We start from the raw sequence: 21,990 nt of genomic DNA, 5'->3' as shown, positions 1-21,990 counted from the left end.
TCCATTAAGGTAAAATTCACATAACTTTGGTATTGATACATATTAAATCTGTGACGAAAAACCCGTATTAAGGAATCATTTCTTACCTTAACACGGGTTTTTCGTCATGTTTTATATAATATGCACACATGCAATGTCAGTTATTTTTTCCATCTCGCTGCTGTCTGGTCATCAGTAACATGAGAAACGAGATGATAATAATGGAAACAGTCCATGCCCAAGCCATGGTCTGATTGCCGGAATCCACAGCGACATAGATTGCCGTGGGTACCGTTTGCGTTTTGCCCGGAATATTGCCTGCAATCATCAGTGTCGCACCAAATTCCCCGAGTGCACGGGCAAAGCCCAGGATGAAAGCGGTCATCAATGCTCTGCCTGCGAGCGGGAGGGAGATGTAACGAAAAACCTGCCACTCATTTGCCCCAATCGAACGGCCTGCATCTTCTAAATCCCGATCCACACCACTGAATCCCGATTTCATCGTCTGATACACAAGTGGAAAAGCAACCACCACCGAAGCAATCACCGCAGCCCACCAGGTGAAAATAACCGGTGCGGAGAATATGGCTTCAATCCATTGTCCAAACAGACTTTTACGCCCCAGTATGACAAGTAACAGAAATCCAACCACCGTCGGGGGAAGGACTAGCGGCAGCATAAATGCCGTTTCCAGCAGAATCTTTCCCCGAAATGAAGAACGTGACATCTTCCAGGCTATCGCGATTCCGAGCACAGTGGCCACCACGCTGGATAACAGCGCAACCTGAAGTGACAAGCGCACCGGTGACCAGAATACGGACCAGTCTATGGCGTTCACATTCATTCCGGAATTGTGAATCCGTATTTCGCGAAGATATCGAGCACTTCAGGGGTTTGTAAATACGCATAAAATTGTTCGGCCTCTGTACGGTGTTTGGTTCCTTCAATAATGCCTATTGGATAATTGGCTGGTGTGTAGCTGTTCTTGTCCACCTCAAACGCAATTTTCACCTGATCCGAAGTAAGAGCATCTGTTTTATATACAAATCCTGCATCTGCATTACCTGTCTCTACATATTGAAGAACCTGTCTAACGTCTTTCCCCTGCACAAGTTTGCTTTCCAGTTCATCCCACAGCTTGGCATTGGTCAGAGCTTCCTTGGCATAGGTTCCCGCAGGAACACTTTCCGGAATCCCAATGGCTACCGTCTTGATGGAGTCGCTGGTGAGATCCGTTTCACTGGTTACTGTGTGGGTCCCATCTGCTGGCACTATGGCCACCAGTGAATTCTGTAGCAAATTCTTCTGATCACCCGATGCAATCAGGTTTTCATCTACTAGCGCATTCATATTTTTTGTTGCCGCCGATACAAAGACATCAACCGGGGCACCCTGTTCAATCTGCTGTTGCAAGGCACCCGAGGCGCCAAAGTTAAAATTAAGTTCTATATAAGGATTAGCTAGCTCATAATTGGTTTCAATCTCTTTCATCGCATCGGTCAGACTGGCCGCCGCAGAGATCGTCAGATCTACCGTTTCCTGCGGATCGGTATTTCCTGCTGATGAACTTTCACCTGATGCCGCTGGCGTTGGGGTTGTTTGTTCTGCACCTGTGGATGTATCCGTAGTGCCCGTGCTTGCGCCGCAACCAGCCAATACAAGAGCCAGTCCCAGTGACATACTTCCCAACACATATCCGATTCTCTTTCTCATTCATTTCTCCCCCAACGTTATCTTTGGTTATAACTAGTTATAATTGATTATATCTAATTATACACATGACAAAAAAAATGGGAAGGTGATTAAGATCACATTTGATTTTTGTTATCTGTCCTATGCGTTTATTGCGTGTTCTCAGGTTTATGGCATCCCTCAATTAATGATATAGTACAAGAAACATTCATAACAAAACCATAATTGCTCTATACCTTTGAAGGAGGATCTTCACTTATGACGGAGGAGCAATCCTACACAACCGAAGAAATATCCAAGCTGCTCAAAATATCGAAACTGACGGTCTATGACCTGATCAAAAAAGGAGAACTCGTCGCATACCGTGTAGGTAAACAAATGCGAATTGATGCAACCGATCTGGAGGCATATAAACGTCGCTCCAAGCAACTTCAGTCCTCAGGTCAGCGTATCCCGACTTCGGTTCAGACCTCGGTATCAGGGACTCAGCCAGGTCAGGGTGATTCTCAGGGAACTTCCTTACAAGTTACTTCACCCGTTGGGTCTGCGCATGCGATTACTCCAGCGAGTTCTACCCATACAATGACTTCTGCACCACGGCATCTAGTCATAACAGGTCAGGATGTCAGTCTGGATATCCTAATGCGCCATATGGAAAAAAAAACTCGGGACATCCGTCCGCTCCGCTCGTTCATGGGCAGTCTGGACGGACTTATCTCGATGTATCGTGGTGAGTCCGATCTGGTCAGCACTCATCTGCTCGACGGGGATACCGGTGAGTATAATCTGCCGTATATTCGCAAAATTCTGACGGGACGGTCCTATGTTGTGGTAAACCTGCTGTCACGTCCTGCCGGGCTGTATGTACAGCGTGGCAACCCGCAGAACATACAGAATTGGACCGATCTGGGCAAACCTGAACTTCGACTCGCTAACCGGGAGATAGGTTCTGGCGCGCGAGTATTGCTGGATGAGCAACTTCGGTTGCATGGAATTCCTGCCGCAGGTCTGATCGGATACGAAATGGAGGAAACCAGTCACATGGGCGTGGCTGCCAAAGTCAGTTCAGGTGAAGCTGATGTCGGAGTTGGCATTGAGAAAGCTGCGCGACTTGTGGGTCAGGTTGATTTTGTCCCGCTCACTCAGGAGCGCTATGATCTGGTCATGCTGAGGAAGCAAGGTAATGAAGCCTGGACAGAATCTGTACTGCGAATTCTCCAATCGCCGGAGTTCAGGCAGGAACTGCAATCATTCGAGGGATATGATGTATCCCGGACAGGTGAGATTTTGTACGAAGCATAGTTATACGAAATGTAGACAATAACAGCCCATACTCAACGTGTATTCAACATCACATCATGCATATATAAAACGCCTTGCATTCGCTGCAAGGCGTTTTTGGTGTTTCTTTCTATATATAACGCATGATATGGATGAATGAATTTCTTAATGTGGCAAATCGATCTCAAAAATGAACACACCATACGCGGGCATGTTGATCTCATTCTGAAGTGTTGTACCTGACAGTAACTCTGTGGCCTCCTTCTTAAGCTGGATGGCCACTTGGTGATCCGAGTAGTTGAGTAAAAATACATAAGCTTTATCCTTACCGGAACGGATACCAAGCTCAACTTCGGACGGTACCTCTACCAGGTCACCCACAGGTGAAGATAGCCCTATCTCATCTAGTAGAGCATCAACGACCGGTTCATTGTAAGCCGCTCCATAATACCATACTTGCCCCTGACCTACCGTACGTTTGGTCAATGCAGGACTACCTGCATAATATTCGGATGTATACTCAGCCATGACCTGCACGTCAGCATGCTCCACATGAAGAACTTCGTTAAATCCGGTCGTTGACGTTCCCTCCTGAAGCCGCTCACTCGTCCCATTCCATTGCAGTTTGGCTGCTGGAATGGTTCCTTTGATTAAGGTAAAGTCCTCTACGGTTACACCACACAACTCAGCGACAGCCCCAGGGAACGGTCTCATATAACAATGCCCCTTGAGATCCTTATATCCGGTGCGAGCACCGAAAAACAGAGTGCCTCCTTGACTGACATAGGCTTGGAGAAGTTCTGCTGTCTCGTCTGTCATGATGGCCGGGTGAGCATAGATGATCACCTTATATTCGGATAAATCCTCCAGTGTTGTCGTTGGTTGCAGTGTAACCATGTCCGTCGGAATATGACGATACTGGAGCTGCTTATACCAGGAGCGTACACTCTGTTGCTGAAGCGGACCGTGCCACTCGTCCAACTCCCCGTCCCACAGGTTATCGTAATCCTGTAGGATCGCAACATCGGCTTGATATGTAGTGCCCGCAATAACACGCCCGATCTTGGCAAACTCTTCCCCTACTTGTGCAACCTCGCGTACCCTTCTGTTGGGCTGATTATGGTAATCATTGATGCCATGCCAGTACATCTCGGTGCCAAATGTTGCCGTCCGCCAGCGGAAGTAGACGAGCAGATCTGTTCCGTGAAGAACAGATTGATATGACCATAATCGGATCTGTCCCGGTCTTGGCGTACCCATGCCTATACTGTCAACCCAGCCTCCTGGCCCAGACTGTTGTTCCATGACGCAGAAGTTCGGTGACATGTTACGTACGTTCGACAGTTTCATGCTCCAGGCCCGATCTTGTAATGAGTTATCGTCTGTCCCTGGGAAGATCGTGGCAAACTGCGGATACGAATCATAAGAGAAGAAATCCAATAAATCCTCTGTCATTTCATGATTATCCAAGTGTCCAAACGTACCGTTTGTTGTGATCCAATGCTTCGAATCCAGTTCCCGAATGATGTCCACCTGAAGCTTGGCAAATGAAATGGTATTAGCTGAGATGAATCTCTTTTCATCTAGTGCCAAATGAGGATTTGGCGATTGGCTGACCATATTTCGGGTAAGGTGAACTTGCTCCCAGTCAGTATAGGTCTGACTCCAGAAAACGGTTCCCCAAGCCTGGTTCAGATTCTCCAACGATTCATAACGATTCTTAAGCCATTCACGGAAGGCGACATGGTCCGCCTCAGCATAGAAAACATCCATATGACAATTGAATTCGTTATCGATCTGCCATCCAATAAGAGCCGGATGATCTTTATAGGCACTCACCATATTGCGCACGATTTTTTCACATTGCTGTCTGTAGATTGGGCTGCTGTAATTGGTATGACGCCGCATACCGTGTTGATACAATACCCCGTCCTTATTTGCGTTTAATACTTCAGGATATTTGGATGTTAACCACGCTGGTGGAGTTGCAGTAGGTGTTCCCAAAATAACGCTCAAACCATATTGATGCGCCAGATCCAGTGCCTTCTGGAAAAAACTAAAATCGAACTGACCTTCTTCCGGTTCAAAGATGGACCATGCGAATTCAGCCATCCGAATAACTGTGATATTCATCTCTTTCATTCTACGGAAATCGTCCTCCCACAACGCTTCCGACCAGTGCTCAGGGTAATAACAGACCCCCATTTTTAATTCATCCATTTGGATTGATTTTGCCACCTTTAATTGCCCCCTTAACCTGCCATATTGCCTCCATTCTATTGGAACCTTCACATATAATAAATGACAAGATTATGCGACTTATAATAAAATATTGTCATTGTCCAAGATTCAAATAACAGTAGACTGAATTGATTTCAGTTCACTACATAAAAATATTGCGTTCAAATGGAGGATGCACGTGAAAGAACACATCTTTCTCCCCAAGCCGATTTTTCCCAGACATGTATGTTTTCCCGATTTTATTGGAGGGTACAGTGACTTTCCGAAGCACCGTGTGCATCGAGAATATGGCACCACTGAAATTAATTTGGATCAATGCTACAATCTGCACCTTGTACTGAACGGCAAAGGATTCCTGGACACCGGAACCACACGATATGAGTTAATGCAAGGACAGGGTTTCCTCTATGGTCCCGGTCTCAGACAAACCTACTACTCAGATTCGTATGATCCTTGGAGTATTCGTTGGATTCACTTCTACGGCGTTCGTCTCGAAGAACTGTTAAATGGAAAAGGCGTTGACGAGCCCTGGCTGTTTCAATGTTCCAACTTCCCGGTGGTCACCGCGCTCATGGATCGAATACTGGAGCTCGGAAGAGGCTATCAAGTGGAGGACGAGCACAGTGTGGCAGCTACACTATATGAGCTTCTGACCCGATTGCAATCCGCAGCGAGCCAAATCAATGTTTCGTTGAATCACACCTCGGAGCGAATTCGTGAAGCAGGGAATTATATTCGTTCCCATAGTAACGAGCACATTACACTAGACCACGCTGCCGGGATTGCAGGATACAGTACAACATACTTTAGCCGAAAGTTCAGTCAAACGTTTGGAATCTCTTTCCCGGAATTCCTCTTGGAATCCAGACTACTACATGCGAAACAACTGCTCGCAACAACCAACCTTTCCATTAAACAAATTACGCTGGAAACGGGGTTCTCTCAATCAAGCTACTTCATCCGATGTTTTAAAACCCAGGAAAACGTAACACCTATGCAATTTCGAATGATGCACAATCATTCGTTATAGGCAAAAAGTTACTTCCTCAAGCTGACGTAAAAGAAGACTCTGCATACAACATGCAGAGTCTTCTTCGGTCATTTTTCACAAATGTTCATTTGTATCTTCGTCCTCGTCAGCCTTATATTCCAAAATATCTCCAGGCTGACAATCCAGTGCTTTACAGATGGCATCCAGAGTGGATAAACGGATCGCTTTCGCTTTTCCTGTTTTTAATATGGAAATATTGGCGATCGTGATCTCAACTCTCTCTGCTAGCTCGGTAACCGTCATTTTACGCTTTGCCAACATCACATCAATATTGATTATAATGGCCATATATTCACCTCAGACCACTAGGTCATTTTCTGATTTGATATCAATCGCTTCCTGTAACAATCTTTGGAGCACTGCGGAAAACACTGCAATGACCAATGAAGCAAAAATAGGAACCATTCCCATAAGAATGAGGCCTGGGGCATCATCTTTCTCTGCTACAACAAAAAGGAATGGCAACATCACAAAATAAAGACTACTAATTACAATAGCACAATATTTTATTGTTTTTAAGGATCTCACTGACATTAGAGAGAACGCTTCATTTTTGTCGATATAGCTCAGCAGACGGAATGCCTGGTACAGTGCAACGATAAACGGAATAACTGACACATACATAATAATCACTATGGGGTATAGCGCACCTGCATAATTCGGATTCACCGGATTGTTCGCTAACCAGGGTATGCCGAATATGCATAAGGCAAGAATGGGAACACCAATAAGCAACACAGCCAATTTTAAAAAGATGGTTGTACCTCGCTTCACAAAAAGCACCTCACTTGTTTTAAGTGATATGAATTTATCATAATATTTATCGTTTTACAATAAATTTTTATTGCAAAACAGATTTTATTTATTCTTTTGCCCATTAAGGAAGGAAGACCAAAAGATCCCCCCTCTTTGCTTCATTGATTCTTGGACACAAAAAAAAGTCCAAAGATAGCCACTGAATGTGGTTATCTTTGAACTCACTCACGTCCGCCAGAACAGCCCAGCCTCATCCCGTTCCACCTGCTCGAGCACATTTTCAAAATCGGAACAAGGTGTAATAACATCTACCGGATTCCAGCTGCTCTGTTCATCTCTGGCAAACACCTTCCACTGATTTTCTTCCCAGTAAAATCGGGCAATATGCATCTTCTCCCATTGATACCGTTCCTCGGCGGGTCTTTCTTCGGTCAGGATCAATTCATTGTCATTCATCACATAGGTCAACTTCACCATCGTACGCAGTGGCGCAGGAACCTTCTCGTGAATATAGCCATTCATCACCGACTGAATTCTTCGTAACGTAAACGAGTCCAACATGAAGATGCACACCCTTTCAGCAAAATACCACCCTTTGATCATGTTACCAGCTGGATTTTGTTACACCAGGAATCTGTCCTTGATGGGCCAATTCACGGAACTTAATCCGAGATACCTTGAACTTGCGTAGATAACCCCGCGGGCGGCCTGTCACTTCACAACGGTTCTTCAAACGAGTCGGAGATGCATTCCGCGGCAATTTCTGCAATGCCTCGTAATCCCCTTTTTCCTTCAATTCCCGACGCAGGTCCGCATATTTTGCCACGATCGCCTGACGTTGCTTCTCACGTACCACTTTAGATTTTTTAGCCATGAAATCCAGCTCCTTTATCCCTTGAATTTATGTTTGTAAATTGAACTAAAGAATATTTACACTGCACACTCCGATGACAGAACAACCTTCCGATCGCTGTTATCCCCAGATTTTTTTAATTCCTTTGATAAAGGGGAAATCCGGGGATAAAGGTGAAGCATATGCTTCCGATGCAGCTTTCTTTCAGAAAGCTTTTAGCTTCGCTTCTTCAGGTCCTTTCTGTCCTCTCTGACTTATACAGCTTCCACAGGCCATGGTAGGGGATTATCAAAATGGCCCCAGTCTGCCAGCATTTCTTCATCACTGAGCAGGCACTGGTCCAGCTCGTCTTCAATGCTGGCACGTTCCATGTCGATCCCGATCATGACAAGCTCCGTTTGACGATCTCCCCACTGGGCATCCCATTTCTCCAGAACATCCGGCTCGTTACGTAAAATCTCTTCCTTGTCCGTTTCCGGCAACGCCGCGACCCAATGTCCCGCAGGACCAAATTGAATGGATGGTCCCGCCTGACTCAGGCTTGCAGCAACATCCCCTTCGGCCGCAAGCCATACTAAACCTTTGGCACGTACCACTTCTTCCGGCCAGTAACTCATGAATTCAGCCAGACGGGAAGGATGGAACGGCTTTCTCCGGCGATAGACAAAGGAACCAATACCATATTCCTCCGTTTCCGGTGTATGCGACTCTTTCTCCAGCTCCTGAATCCATCCAGCGGACATGCTCACTTTCTCAAAATCAAAACGGCCTGTATTCAGAATCTCAGAAGGATTCACCTGTCCATTCTGGGTCCGAATGATCTTGGCGTTAGGCTGTAGCTTCCGGATGATACCTTCGAGCTTGTTCAGCTCGGTGTCATCGACCAGATCACATTTGTTCAGCAGTAGCACATCACAGGTTTCGATCTGATCAATCAACAAGTCTACAACATCACGGGTGTCCTCATCTCCGGTCGCCTGATTACGATCCAGAAGACTCTGTCCTGATCCAAAATCATGCCAGAATCGATTGGCATCCACCACCGTTACCAGACAATCCAATCGGGCCAGACTAGTTAGATCAATACCCGACTCCTCATCGGCGTATGTAAAGGTCTGTGCAACTGGAACAGGTTCACTGATGCCGGTGGATTCGATCAAAATATAATCATACTTGCCTTCGTTCACCAGCTTCTCAATCTCCTGCATCAGATCATCCCGCAAGGTGCAGCAGATACAGCCGTTCGACAACTCCACCAGCTTCTCTTCGGTTCGAGACAAGGTTGCCTCCCCCTTAACCAGCGCAGCATCAATGTTCACCTCACTCATGTCGTTGACGATCACCGCAACTTTGAGTCCCTGTCTGTTGTTCAACACATGATTCAAAACCGTCGTTTTCCCTGAACCGAGGTAACCACTCAGTACGGTTACCGGAACTTGCTTTTGTGTCATAGAAATCTACTCCTTATATTTGCAGTCTGTGTAACTTGGACTTTAATAGTAATTATTACGATTAACAACAATGACTATAATCCTGTTGCACGGTCGTTGTCAAACTATTTTTACGAAATAGTCCAGAAAAATGGATAAGAAAAACATTTATCGACGTACTTTCACAAAAGGAAGACCGCGTTCAGTTGTAGTTTTTCTTGCGATAATCGAATTGTCCTGCTCCGCTGAAAACTTATAAATGCTAGATATAAAAAAGACTCATGATCTGTCTCCTTCAGCTTTGTATCCTGACGATACGTCCCGGAAAATTCAGTTCATGAGCCTTTACTTTACTATTCAGCTTGCTACCACAGATCTGGCCTTATTGCCCGCTTCCATCCGTTGCCTGAATACCAACACCAGAACCATCGCTGCAATAGAGAGCAACGTGCAGATCATAAACATGGTCGAATACGAACTTACCTGTACAATAAGCCCCATCGCCAGTCCACCCAAAGAGAATCCAAGGTCATACGAGGACATGAAGATCCCCATGAGTACATATCTGGAATCCGCAGGCAACACAAAAGACAGGTATGTGGTTAATGTCGGGTACAACAGTGCCAGGGCAAAGCCGCTGAACACCGCGGAGAGATACACCAATGGCCCGATGATCTCCATTAAGCTAAGCAACTGGGTCCCAAGTGCAGCACACAGCATTAACCCTGCCATCAGCCAGGTATTCCAGCTACCGTCGGACGGAATTTTTTTACGCAAAATAAACCTGCACAGGATCACAACCAATCCCTGTATCGTCAGAAATACCCCTGCACTCGCCAGTCCAGTGGATACCATATACAGGGGAAGAAAGGTCGCTGTCGCCCCAAAGACGCAGGACGCAAACAACATCACCACACTGCTGATCAGCAGTGGCGTACTGCGCCAAATGCCGCCGAATGAACGAAACATGTCACCCAAGGTGTACGATTTATTCTGCACGGTACTCCGTGGCAGATCCACATTATATCCAATCAGAAGTGGCAGCGCCGCCAGTCCGATCATCAGCAGCGTAAACGCCAGATCACTGGCATTTTCCCAGATTTGTATGGCGAGGATCGGAATGACCAGAGAAGGAACCATCGTAAACAGGGTGTACATGGACAGCCCTTGTGCCCGGTCTTTGTCCTCCAGCTTTTCCACAATGCCTGCCTGCATCGTCATGGAGAAAAAGGCCGTAGCCACCCCTTGCAGGGCTCGCAACCACAGATACGTCTCCACACCAAAAACAACAAACAGCAGCAACGTCCCGGCGTGTAAAAGCAATAGCCATTGCATCACACGAAGCGGCCCGTGCTTACCCAGCAGCTGTGCTGCAAAAGGTCTCAAGAGCATACAGGTGAACATATATGCCCCCATCATCAGACCAATCTCAGCCTGATTCAATCCCGCGGCTTCGCTTCTCAAAGGCAGAATAATCGTCAAAGCTGAATTTGCCGCAAAAAATAAAAAGGCCAGCATATAAAACCGGATAAACGAAAAGGATACCGGATTTAATTTTCCATTGGATGTTGCCGTCATTGAAGCCTTCAAACGTTCGTCACCACTTTCTCTTCTGGCAGTCAATTCATAGATGTACCTGTCACGGGTCTACGCCGTTCATAGGCAAAAACGATCATTACCGCTCCTAGGATAGCACAAATCATGTACATAAATGAATAGGAAGAGAAGTCAGCGACGGGTCCCATAATCACACCACCCAGAGAAATACCCAGATCCGCCATCGCAATAAATAGGCCGATCAGAACGTTCCGGTTCAGCTTAGGCAACACAAAAGATAAATAGGTCGTGAGTGTCGGATACAGGATCGCCTGACCGATTCCCATGAATACAGCGCCCACATAGAAAAAGACCACCCCGCCTGTCACGGCAAAACTGACACATTGCGCAGCTACGGCGAGCAGACACATGGTGCCCATCATGAAAGGAGAATGCCAACTGCCATCAGACGGAATCCTTTTCCTAAGCATGATTCGAGCCAGCACCACCGTCCCGGCCTGAAGCATCAGATACACACCCGCATTCCCATTTGGTACTTGACTCGCATACAGCGGGATAAAGGTGGTAATCGCACCAAATACAACGGAAGCGGCGAGCATTAACACACTGCATCGAAACAGAAACGGATTCTTCACCAACTGACCAAAGGATTCCCACATACTGACGTTCTGCTCCGAAAGATTCTCAGCAGGTTGCTCCTTGTTTGGTTCCATTTTGGCGGTATATCCGAAGACACCCGTACAGACGGCAATGCCGATCAGAACCACTGTAAAATAATCCATACCACCCGTCTGCCAGATTCCTAACGCAATAACAGGCCCCACGATCCCCGGTATATAACTGAATAGCGAATAATACGAGATCCCCTGTGACCGATCTTTCTCCGGAAGTGCATCAATAATGCCAATCTGCAAAGCCATAGAAAAGAACGCTGTCGATACACCCTGCAAAATACGAGCAACCAAATAACCTCCGAGTCCCGTAAAGGTATATAAAATCAGCGCAAATCCATTGATGATCAGAATCAGACGCAATATTTTGATCGGACCATGCTTTTGAATAATCCGACCTGCCCATGGTCTGAAAAACATGGTTGTGAACATATAAGCGCCCATGATCAGTCCAATCGTTGTACCGCTCGCACCCAAAGACTCCCCTTGCAATGGGATGATCACGTTAAGAATGGCATTGGCACTGAAATATAGAAGAACCAGTATGTACAAGCGCAGAAAAGGCCAAGACATCGCTCCACTCACAATGGGTGTTCCCCCTAAAATGTAATTAAATGCTTCAATAATTTCTTCGCATAGTCTGACTGAACATCCTTTAGCTGCTCAATCGGAACGATCTCTTCAATCTGACCCTCTCTGAAAATGATCACCCTGTCACAGATATAGGCTGCCGCCTGTATATCATGCGTGATAAAGACGTAGCTCAGCTTGTAGATTTCCTTAAGCTCTTTCAACAATTGCAGCACCTGAATCTGAACAGACACGTCCAGTGAGCTGATCGCTTCATCGAACACGATGCATTTTGGGGCGGTGGAGATGGCCCTGGCAATGCACACTCTCTGAGCCTCCCCGCCGGATAGTTCATGCGGATATTTGGATCTATAGGAAGGGTCCAGTCCAACTTGGTTGAGCAACAGATCCACCTTCGCTGAGTTACCCTGATCCTTTCGCAGCTTTTGCTGCGCTTGCATCGGTTCCATAATGGCAGCTTCCACATTAAGAAATGGATTGATCGAAGACGTATAATTTTGAAAAACGGCGCTGATGTTACCCATCCGTGCACGTCGATCCTGTACGTCTTTACCATCCAGCGAGATCGTTCCACGATCCGGCCGTTCAATGCCGAGAATCAGACGGCCCAATGTAGATTTACCGCTTCCGCTTTCACCAATGATGCCCAAACACTCGCTCTGCGGGCATTCAAAGGTAACTTGTTTCAATACCTGTTGTCTGTGCTTGGAGAACAGTCCGCCTTGGTTATATGATTTTTCAATACCTTCCACCTTTAGCATCTATAAGTCCCCCTGCATCAATGCCTTGAAATGATTGCTCAGCTCCAATCGGATAGAGACCAGATACTGCGTATAGGCATGCTTCGGCTCTGTCAAAACAGAATGCATGCTGCCACGCTCGACGATCTTGCCGTCTTTCATGACCATCACGTCATCTGCAATCTTCTGAACGACGCCGAGGTCATGGGAGATGAACATCATGGAACAGCCCATGCGTTCGCGTAATTGAATCAATTGCTCCACCACTTCATATTGGGAGATCGTATCCAGCGCCGTTGTCGGCTCATCCGCAATAATCAGATCAGGCTCAAGCACCAATGCCAGTGCAATCATGATTCGTTGCAGCATCCCACCGGACAGCTGATGTGGATATTGATTCAGAATCTCGCGCGGATGTCTGAGCATGACGCTTTCCATGGCATTGATGATTTTCCGCTCAATCTCGCGGGTGTTCCAGCCAAAATGCTGCTGAAGCGTCTCCCGAATATGGACACCAATGACACAGGAGGGATCAAATGCACTCATGCCATTCTGCAAAATCATACACAGATGCTTGCCCCGCTTACGCCGCATCTCCGGTTCCGAAAGCTGGTTCAGATCTTCGCCCTGGAATAACATCTTGCCCGATTGGCGAATCCATGGCTTGTTCAGTCGCATGATGGCCCTGCACGTGACGGACTTGCCGCTACCACTTTCCCCCACGATGGCCATACAGCTTCCCTGTTTAACTTCGAATGAACTGTTATGAATGATCACTTTATCTGTATTGGTGTCCCATACTTTCAAATGTTCAACCTCGACTATATTCATAAGCGGCCTTTCTCACCTCACTTTCGTAAGACTTGTCAGACTTACCTTGAGAGGTCATCAATTTGGGGTCCAGAGCCACTTGAAGGGCATCCGATAGAAAATTAAAAGCAGACACGACCACCACAATGGCCAGGCCCGGTGCCAACATCAATTCAGGTCTGGAGAACATGACTTCCCTCGCCTCATTGAGCATCATGCCCCACTCCGCATGCGGAGCCTGGATTCCAAGCCCCAGAAAGGAAAGGCCGGAGATCTGCAACATCATCGAACACATGGAACCGCTGGCAATGACGGCAATATCGGCAAAAGTAACCGGAACAATATGTTTGGTTATAATTCTCAGATTAGGTGTGCCGGAGGCTTTGGCGAATTTTACATAATCCATATCGGAGAATTGCATCACAGATGTTCGAATAACGCGGGCAAACCAGGCCCATTTCATCCACACAAAGGCAATCAAAATGTTCTCCAGTCCTGCACCCAAAATGCCAACCACCGCCAGTGTCATCACGTATCCGGGAAAAGACAGCATAATATCACAGACTCTCATGATCCATGCATCCACTTTCCCCTTGAAGTAACCCGCGATGAATCCAACAATAGCCCCGATCAGAACAGATAGACTGAGCGCAACCAGAACCCATAACACACTTGGACGGATGCCATAGATAAGCCGGGATAATACACATCTGCCCAGATGATCATTGCCCAATAGATAATCCCAGGATGAGGAGGCATAACGAAGCTTCATATTCACTTGTCCAGGATCATGGGGCGCAATAAGAGGGGCGAAAATGCCCGCTATAATCATGACGATAATTACCATCAAAGAGGTCATGGCCAGCTTGTCTTTGCTCAGATTTTTCAATATTCGCATCAGAATTCCTTTCTCAACCGGGGATTCATCGCCGCATTAATAATGTCGGATAACGTATTAAATAAGACAAAGGTTACAGCCAACATCAGAACATACGCCTGGATAATCGGAAAATCCCTGCTTAAAATGGATTTCACGCTGAGCCTACCGAGTCCCGGCCAGGCAAATACATTTTCGATGACTACCGTACTGCCCAGCACGATCGGGATCGCCATACAAAAGATGGACACAGCCACCTGTAATGAATTTCTCAGAATATGCAGGGTAACTTTCTTCTCACTCAGACCGCTTGCCCTTGCATATAACACATAGTCCTCATTCATATTGCTCAGCATGGAACTTCGAACCGTTCGGAAGTAAATGCCCGTATAACTCACCGTGATTACGATCACCGGTAGAATGTAACTTCGATACGAGTCCATGCCGCTGGTAGGTAACAGGTCCAGCTTGACGGAAAAATACCAGATCATCATGGCTGCAAGCCAGTAGGATGGCATGGCGGTAAGGAAAAATGATGCACCTCTGACCGATCGATCCAGCAGCTTGCCTTCTCTCATGGCACAGATCACTCCCAGCAGAATGGACAGCGCAATAATGAATACCGATGAGACAAGTGTTAACTTCAATGTGTTCATAAAAGCAGGCCCCATCAATGACCACACGGGTTCGCCAGATACATAAGAGTTGCCAAAGTCCAACTGCACAACAGCCATGATCCAGTTCACATACTGGGTCATGAACGGCTGATCGAACCCCAATGCCTGGTTGGTCTGGGCAATTAATTCCTCTGTAATCTGCGGAACTTCCTGTGCCTGTAAGACAACAACCGCCGGGTCCAAGGGAGATAGATTAATCAGAACAAACGTTATAAATGAAATGATAATCAGTAAAGGGATGGTTAACAGAATCCTTTTGACGATATAACTTCCCATATCCATCTCCGCTCTATTTAAAATTCATTTGTTCAAATGGCAGTTCATATTGGGTCTGCTTGAATGAGATTCCATCGAGATTCTCAGGAGCGACTACGGTGACCCGCCCGTTGGTAATCGGAATGAACAACGCTTCATCATGGACGATCTTCATAATGTCGGCATACAGAGATTGGCGTGATGTCTCATCCGTGGAAACCATGACCGCATCGATTTTCTGGTACAGTTCATCCGCTTCGGCAATTCCGCTTGTCGTATGCTTGTATGCTGAATCTGACGTAAATGCAGCAATGGTACTCTGTGGATCATAGGCCAGTCCCCAGGTTTGATTAAAGAGCAGGTCATATTCCCCGGTGGCTCTCCGATTCGCAATGGAAGTGGACTCTTCGCCCATGATCTCAAGCTGAACACCCAATTCTTTCAGGGAATACTGGATCAATTCGGCCTGTATTTTCTGTGAAGACGAGTTGCTGTCATAGTATAATTTCATGGCTAAAGGCTGACCGTTCTTCGTTCTCACCACTTCACCGTCTGCCAATGTCCAGCCAGCTTGGTCCAGAAGATTTCCAGCCAATTCCGGATCATACTCCCGTTTCTTAAGGTCCACCTTGGCGTAATTGACGTTGGCTGAAAATAGCGTGTCCGCTACAGTCTGCGTTCCGTTGAAAATATCTTTACTGATCGTTTCCCGATCAATACCAACCCATAGCGCTTCCCGCACTGCCGTTTCCTGAACCGGACTATTCTGGCGACTGCTATTGGCTACGATCATATTCGTATTCATCGCTTCACTTCGAACCACTTGATAACCACCGGATTCAGCCAATTGGTCCATGGCTTCGACATCGATACTATCTGCTCCCCGGTCATCGGTGAACACAAAGTTGATCTCTCCCTTTTGCAATGCCAGGAATGTTGTTTCTCCAGCCGGAAGAACCTTGGATGTGATCTTCTTGATTGCAGGTGCACCACCCCAATAGTCTTCATTGGCTTCAAATGTGGCATTCTCTTCGACTTTATGAGCAGTAAGCTTGTAAGGTCCTGTACCGTGGAAACCACTTACCCCGTCTTTGGTTCCGCCATCTTTGAAATCCTTGGGTGATATGAAGACATAAGGTCTTGTCATGGACAATTCCACCAATGCCGGATAATAGGCTTCCGACAGCGTCAGCTCCACCGTATGCTCATCGATAACTTTTACACTCGTGATTTTGGTAGACAGCTTGATCCAGGCATGTTTTTCGGCATTCGCCTGTACTGCATCGATATTTTGTTTAACCGCCTCTGCGTTGAACGGCTCTCCATCATGGAATTTCACATCTTGTCGCAGATGAAAGGTATAGGTCTTGCCATCCTCGGAGATATCCCATGATTCAGCCAGCAATGGCTTGATTCCGTCAGGTGTGTTTTCCACCAGCGACTCATATACAATTCCTTGCGCAGGCATGGAACCTGTATACAGATGGGGGTTCATATCATTAATATCTTTGGCAGAAGCATAGATGAGTTCTGTTTGTACCTGGCTATTGGCAGGCTCCGTTTGGGCGCTCTCTTTCTCTTTTGGGCTCTGTCCGCATCCGGCGAGCAGCGCAATGGCAGACACCAGCAATAGTATGGATGTAAAAGTAAGACCCTTTTTCACAACATTTCCTCCTGATGATTAAGTTACAAGCAGACCTTGTAGGTTACATCGGACCACTCCGATTGCAGTACCATCTTCCGATCGCTGTTATCCCCAGATTTTTTTGATTCTCTTTTCCAAAGAGAAAATCCGGGGATAAAGGCGACCGCTTCGCTTCTTCAGATTCGTTCTGCACTCTCCGTTATGATGTAAACATCAGGTTCAACTTGATTAATTTGAGATGTAATTAACCCTATTACTCAAAGTCAAAGTCCGGTGCAGATCATGCGGATATCCTCGTCAAAGGATTGGATGACAAAGGCTTCGGACAAGCGTTGATTCGGGTGTGCGTCAGCCACTTCCTGAAGCTTCGCTTCATATCTGGCGATAAATTGATCAATGGTTGGACAGCTCACATCGAGATGTCTGGCTATGCCCTGAATGATTTTGATGCGGTAGTAATCTTCATTGGGCATACGGGGGATGTCCAGTTCCCCTTCGCGGTTCATGAACGTTTGACGGAATGGGACTGCTGAAAAGTCAAAATATTTGCCTTCCGAATCAGGTTCCGAGAATGGATCAATCAATAATGAGGTGTATCGTATGTATAATAAATACTCTTGATGAATGACCTGCAGCTGATTGAAATTCTCGATATCCTGGCGTGATATACTCTCTAATCGAACCGGATAGTTGTCATCCGTCATGAATTGAAGCAGGTTCACTCCCTGGATATGGAGTCGGTCCGTAATGTTCATAATCTCCTGCCACTGTGCCCGCATATCCCGTATCAAAACTTGAGTAATCGGGCCTTCGGGATACATCTTATATACATATTTCTGAATATCCGATGCTTCAAAGATGGCTTCTAATGAGAAGTCATTCATGAACAAGGGCGGATGAACGTACAACGAGATATTTCTCGTTTCCGCCTCCAGTGGGGATCGCATCACTTCCAGCGCAACACCCAAACGCTCATAACCTTCGCGTAGCTTACTCACCTGTTCAGACGGGTAACGAGTGGAACCGATATAAACCTTTTTCTTCACCCCTGTAGTAATCACATGATTCGACGGATGTTCGTGCATCCAACGGGTATCTCCAAGGTAGGTAGAGAAACTGACCACTTCCGGCTCTGCATTCCGCTCTCTCATATAATGGGTCACAAGTCGATTCGACCCAAACGTTGGAGAAACCAAAATGATACATTTCAGTTGTTTGATGAATTCATTTTTCATTTGCTCCAATACATCGATATAAGCATCCGTTGTTACAGCCAAAATGAGTGTGTCCCACTCACCATCAATGGTGTCATATCCCTTGAACACATGATCAACGAAACATTCACCTGCGAGCGATTGATGTTTCTCATTTTGAATGCTGACCTGAATACGTTGATTGCTCTCTTCAAGGGCTGAAAAAATCGATGCTGAACGAACCGATTGTCTCCCCGCAATGCCTATACAGCAGTTGAGATGATCTTTGAGCGTTACCGCAAGCTGAATGGATGCAGGGCCGGTTCCGAGTATCAGAATTCGCTGAAGATTACTCATATATGCCTCCTATATTCAAAGTTCAATCTGTAATCCATATGGACACACTTGGATGCACTTGCATACCTATGCTTTTTGGTACAACGCAATATCAAACACATCATCCGGGCGCAAGATCGTATCCACCAGCTTCCACTTGTTGCTGTCCGTCGCTTTCATCGGATAATTGAACAAAGATTTCAACTGATCACCGTATCTCATGGCTACAACCACCTGTGTATTCGTCAGAGCATGCAGTTGATCGAGCAGCTCATATTTAGGGGCCACGGTAGAGCTGAAAATGATATGGGTTGCTTCCCTGGTATAATCCAGATTCTCCAGCAATGTTGACTCCAAACGAATCTTCAAACCCGTGCCCAGTGTCTCCACCACTTTTCGCCCGAGGGTAATGGATTCTTCATCAATATCGATCCCTACGACCTCTGCACCTGTTCGCTTGGCGATGAGTAATGGTGTCATGGGGAATGAACCGGAGCCTACCAACAACACTCTGGAATCGGAGGTGACATGGAAGCTGCCGAATTCTTTATCGATACATTCTTCTATGTTTTTGAAATAATCGGCAATCTGCACATCCCCGTTCTCTAACTTCAATGCACGATATTTCTCCATGATCGCCACACACTGGGCGGATTTATTTCTTAACTGCCATACAAGCGAATCCAGTTCTTCCAACTCCGAATGCTCCAACTGTTCCCAGGCTGCCTTATTCTCCTGATTGGTCACAAAGCGGGAGTAGTCATTGATCACAGCTTCCAGCTCCGAACTATGCTGAATCGTATGATCATACTTGCTCGCGAGCTTATCGAATTTCTCTGCAAATTCACTCAAACATGTCTGAAAATGAACCAATGTGATCATTTCTTTTCCCCCAATACGTTGTCTCGATCATGTCATGTACCTCATGCGTTTATAACGCTCCATTCTGCTGGAGCATCTATGAAGGCTTTGCCTTGAGCCACGATGCCAACCGATCCTTCAATCGTAATACTCCCAAGTTCTGCGCCATCCCACTGGGCTACCACTTTGATCGCACCACCAGGCTGCTTGATGTACTGAGTAATTCCTCTCTGTTGGTTCCATGCGAGATAGGCTCCGACGGAGGCCGTACCCGATCCACATCCTCTCTCCCAGATCAGACTATCCAGCTCCGGAACATAGATGAGTGGAGCCATTTCTTCCAAGTGTGATTGATATAACAAGATACCGATCAGCTTATCTCCCAGGGTTAATCCCAGTAATCTTGCAAGGGTCTGTGCCCTCTTCTTCATCGTATCGTCAAAGTCATCGACTTCAATCACGATATGGATGAACTCAGCGTACCGGATGATCACCATATCGAGCTCGATGCCTTCATATCGAATTGTTCGCTGCTCGATCTGTTTGGGAACCGGCATGGTTACCTGGCAGTTGTATTCATGCTGCTGCTTCTTCACATGGCACATGATCAATTGATCGGTTCCGGAAACCTCCAGCATGATATCCATAGACTCCTGTTGTGCCAGTCCTGCTTCAGATGCGTGGTGTGCTGCAAGTGCCATACAGGCATTGCCACAGAACTCTCCTCCGGCCATTTCCAGACGGGCCACAGCTTCCGGTCTCCTCGTTGGTTCAATGAATCCCACTTGTTCGGCGTAAACGTTATCATACGACATTAGACGAGTCGCAATATGATTGTATTTCTCTGCTGCATGATCCGTTTTAACCAGAATCGTCATGTTTTGGGTGGGACTGAACTTGATAAAATCGATCTCCTGTTTCATCGCAGCGACTACTCCTGTTCTTCTTTTTTATCTAATAGTAATTATTACGATTAAAAGGTCGAGAAAAATATAGCACATCCTTTTGGGAAGCGTCAACAAATATTTCCATTTTAAAAAATAAAAATTTCAAAATACCTTTAGCTGCCCTCCCTATAAGAAAACCCAAACAGAGCTGACGCTTCTGCGCCAGCCCTAGCCATAACTATACCGTCTGATAAGATTCAGCGAATCGTCGTTCCTACCCGCTCTCACTTAAAAAAGGGAATACGAAAAACGGCTGCCGTCGAACGGAACCGTTTCGATCTGGATATGATCCAGTGATTCACTATACTCATCACTCTTGATGTGCTTGCACATTGTGCAGTGCTTTCTCAGCCAGTGCAGCCAGAAGATGTGCTCCCAACGGCAGCGACTGTTCATCCACATCAAAGCCAGGGTGATGCCACTCATGCGGGCCAGAGGTGCCCAGAAAAAGGAACAGGCCCGGAACTTCTTTTTGATAAAAAGAGAAGTCCTCACCTGCTGGAGAAGGTAGCGGTCTAACACTGTTTAATCCAATCTCACTTGCAACTTGCTCCGCCGCAGATGCCAGAGACTCATCGTTGACCACGGCAGGTGGTCCCTGAATCCAGCGAACCGTAGCCCGTGTGCCATAGGCTGCGGCCACACCGGCGACTACCTGATTGAAACGTTCGCGAATCCGTGCACGCACTTTCTCATCAAAGGTACGCACTGTGCCATCAAGGATCGCTTCATCGGGAATAACGTTCCAGGCTGTGCCGCTATGAAGCTTGGTGACGCTGATTACAGCACTCTCCTGTGCTCCCACATTGCGGCTTACGATGGCCTGTAATGCCGTAACAATATGTGCGGCAACCACAATTGGATCAATGCCGGCTTCAGGCACAGCTGCATGGGTGCCTACACCTTCCACTTTGACAACAAAACCGTCTGCTGCTGCCATCAATGCACCTTCCCGAATGCCCACCGTACCTACCTGGAGATCAGGCTTGTTATGCAACCCAAATACGGCCCGAACATCGGATAATGCGCCGCTCTGGATCACTTGCCGTGCACCCGTTGCTTTCTCCTCCGATGGCTGGAATATCAACCGTACTTTTCCCGGTAGAATGGACTCGCGCTGTTTCAGTAATCGTGCAGCACCAATTAGAATTGCCGTGTGTGCATCATGTCCGCAAGCGTGCATCTTTCCATCTACTTGGGAGGCAAATTCCAGCTTTGTCTCTTCCTGAATGGGCAGCGCATCAATATCTGCTCTTAGGGCAACCACAGGACCGTCCCCTTGACCTACTTCAGCGACAAGTCCTGTCCGCAGCGCATATTCGTCTGCAATACGGACGCCTTCCTCTTCCAGCCACCTGCGAATGGCAGCTGTCGTCTCCTTTTCCTCGCCGGACAATTCCGGGTTACGATGCATGTGTCGCCGAATGGTGATTAAACGTTCCGCGAATTCTTCCGCCCGTTCACCGTGAGGTTCATGCTCGGGGCCCTGCACTTGTTGCTCAGCCTGCTGTTTAGGCTGTTCCAGATCACTTTTCATCACACGGCCT

General features: G+C 46.8%; 21 protein-coding genes. 2 read left to right on the top strand and 19 right to left on the bottom strand.

What is annotated here, in order from left to right; genetic code table 11:
* Window positions 1-136: 136 nt before the first annotated feature.
* On the bottom strand, window positions 137-823 hold the full coding sequence (gene modB, locus QF049_RS29245; RefSeq protein WP_210109869.1) for a molybdate ABC transporter permease subunit: 687 nt from the start codon (window positions 821-823) through the stop codon (window positions 137-139).
* Window positions 820-1,692, bottom strand: a complete 873-nt coding sequence (gene modA / locus QF049_RS29240) for a molybdate ABC transporter substrate-binding protein (RefSeq protein ID WP_307542444.1) — start codon at window positions 1,690-1,692, stop codon at window positions 820-822. Before modA ends, modB begins: the two co-directional genes overlap by 4 nt.
* Window positions 1,693-1,929: 237 nt before the next feature.
* Here modA and QF049_RS29235 point away from each other — a divergent pair, with 237 nt between their 5' ends.
* Window positions 1,930-2,973: a substrate-binding domain-containing protein gene (locus QF049_RS29235; RefSeq protein WP_307542442.1), complete on the top strand. Its 1,044-nt coding sequence runs from the start codon at window positions 1,930-1,932 to the stop codon at window positions 2,971-2,973.
* 144 nt (window positions 2,974-3,117) lie between these two features.
* On the opposite strand, the gene QF049_RS29230 is transcribed toward QF049_RS29235, so the two are convergent.
* Window positions 3,118-5,190 (bottom strand): beta-galactosidase, encoded by a 2,073-nt coding sequence (locus QF049_RS29230; RefSeq protein WP_307542440.1) that lies wholly within the window; start codon window positions 5,188-5,190, stop codon window positions 3,118-3,120.
* A 181-nt stretch (window positions 5,191-5,371) separates the two neighbouring features.
* On the opposite strand from QF049_RS29230, the gene QF049_RS29225 reads away from it, so the two are divergent.
* The gene (locus QF049_RS29225; RefSeq protein WP_307542438.1) at window positions 5,372-6,223 is read left to right on the top strand and encodes a helix-turn-helix transcriptional regulator; all 852 of its coding nucleotides are present in this window, start codon (window positions 5,372-5,374) and stop codon (window positions 6,221-6,223) included.
* Window positions 6,224-6,298: 75 nt separating this feature from the next.
* On the opposite strand, the gene QF049_RS29220 is transcribed toward QF049_RS29225, so the two are convergent.
* From QF049_RS29220 to QF049_RS29145, 16 genes are all read right to left on the bottom strand, one after another.
* Window positions 6,299-6,532 carry a helix-turn-helix domain-containing protein gene (locus QF049_RS29220; protein ID WP_076211193.1) on the bottom strand — a complete coding sequence of 78 codons (234 nt, stop codon included), beginning with the start codon at window positions 6,530-6,532 and terminating at the stop codon, window positions 6,299-6,301.
* A 9-nt stretch (window positions 6,533-6,541) separates the two neighbouring features.
* Window positions 6,542-7,018, bottom strand: a complete 477-nt coding sequence (locus tag QF049_RS29215) for a DUF2975 domain-containing protein (RefSeq protein WP_307542436.1) — start codon at window positions 7,016-7,018, stop codon at window positions 6,542-6,544.
* A gap of 207 nt (window positions 7,019-7,225) precedes the next feature.
* Window positions 7,226-7,603, bottom strand: a complete 378-nt coding sequence (locus QF049_RS29210) for a DUF3024 domain-containing protein (RefSeq protein WP_105601207.1) — start codon at window positions 7,601-7,603, stop codon at window positions 7,226-7,228.
* Window position 7,604: 1 nt separating this feature from the next.
* Window positions 7,605-7,874, bottom strand: coding sequence for a 30S ribosomal protein S14 (rpsN, locus tag QF049_RS29205; RefSeq protein ID WP_036605831.1), 270 nt, complete (start codon window positions 7,872-7,874; stop codon window positions 7,605-7,607).
* Between the two features lie 233 nt (window positions 7,875-8,107).
* Window positions 8,108-9,304 carry a GTP-binding protein gene (locus QF049_RS29200; protein WP_307542433.1) on the bottom strand — a complete coding sequence of 399 codons (1,197 nt, stop codon included), beginning with the start codon at window positions 9,302-9,304 and terminating at the stop codon, window positions 8,108-8,110.
* Between the two features lie 336 nt (window positions 9,305-9,640).
* Window positions 9,641-10,873 (bottom strand): staphylopine family metallophore export MFS transporter CntE, encoded by a 1,233-nt coding sequence (cntE, locus tag QF049_RS29195; RefSeq protein WP_307542430.1) that lies wholly within the window; start codon window positions 10,871-10,873, stop codon window positions 9,641-9,643.
* Between the two features lie 29 nt (window positions 10,874-10,902).
* A complete protein-coding gene (cntE, locus tag QF049_RS29190) occupies window positions 10,903-12,096 on the bottom strand; it encodes a staphylopine family metallophore export MFS transporter CntE (RefSeq protein WP_307542428.1) in 1,194 nt (397 codons plus the stop codon).
* 14 nt (window positions 12,097-12,110) lie between these two features.
* Entirely contained in the window at window positions 12,111-12,863 is a 753-nt protein-coding gene (locus QF049_RS29185; RefSeq protein ID WP_307542426.1) for an ABC transporter ATP-binding protein, read from the bottom strand.
* Window positions 12,864-13,673: a staphylopine uptake ABC transporter ATP-binding protein CntD gene (cntD, locus tag QF049_RS29180; protein WP_307542424.1), complete on the bottom strand. Its 810-nt coding sequence runs from the start codon at window positions 13,671-13,673 to the stop codon at window positions 12,864-12,866.
* Window positions 13,654-14,550, bottom strand: coding sequence for a staphylopine uptake ABC transporter permease subunit CntC (gene cntC / locus QF049_RS29175; RefSeq protein ID WP_307542422.1), 897 nt, complete (start codon window positions 14,548-14,550; stop codon window positions 13,654-13,656). The genes cntD and cntC overlap by 20 nt, the downstream gene beginning before the upstream one ends.
* On the bottom strand, window positions 14,550-15,482 hold the full coding sequence (opp1B, locus tag QF049_RS29170; RefSeq protein ID WP_307543478.1) for a nickel/cobalt ABC transporter permease: 933 nt from the start codon (window positions 15,480-15,482) through the stop codon (window positions 14,550-14,552). The genes cntC and opp1B overlap by 1 nt, the downstream gene beginning before the upstream one ends.
* Before the next feature lie 13 nt (window positions 15,483-15,495).
* Window positions 15,496-17,124, bottom strand: coding sequence for a staphylopine-dependent metal ABC transporter substrate-binding lipoprotein (cntA, locus tag QF049_RS29165; RefSeq protein ID WP_307542420.1), 1,629 nt, complete (start codon window positions 17,122-17,124; stop codon window positions 15,496-15,498).
* A gap of 245 nt (window positions 17,125-17,369) precedes the next feature.
* Window positions 17,370-18,656, bottom strand: coding sequence for an opine metallophore biosynthesis dehydrogenase (locus QF049_RS29160; protein WP_307542417.1), 1,287 nt, complete (start codon window positions 18,654-18,656; stop codon window positions 17,370-17,372).
* Window positions 18,657-18,722: 66 nt separating this feature from the next.
* Entirely contained in the window at window positions 18,723-19,517 is a 795-nt protein-coding gene (locus QF049_RS29155; protein ID WP_307542415.1) for an SAM-dependent methyltransferase, read from the bottom strand.
* Between the two features lie 41 nt (window positions 19,518-19,558).
* The gene (locus QF049_RS29150) at window positions 19,559-20,419 is read right to left on the bottom strand and encodes a histidine racemase CntK family protein (RefSeq protein WP_124117594.1); all 861 of its coding nucleotides are present in this window, start codon (window positions 20,417-20,419) and stop codon (window positions 19,559-19,561) included.
* A 334-nt stretch (window positions 20,420-20,753) separates the two neighbouring features.
* On the bottom strand, window positions 20,754-21,980 hold the full coding sequence (locus QF049_RS29145; protein ID WP_307542413.1) for an amidohydrolase: 1,227 nt from the start codon (window positions 21,978-21,980) through the stop codon (window positions 20,754-20,756).
* Window positions 21,981-21,990 lie beyond the last annotated feature (10 nt).

The sequence above is a fragment of the Paenibacillus sp. W4I10 genome (assembly GCF_030816325.1).
Classification (GTDB): Bacteria; Bacillota; Bacilli; order Paenibacillales; family Paenibacillaceae; genus Paenibacillus; species Paenibacillus amylolyticus_B.
Note: the sequence above shows the minus strand (reverse complement) of the source record. Positions and strands in the feature narration are given on the sequence as shown.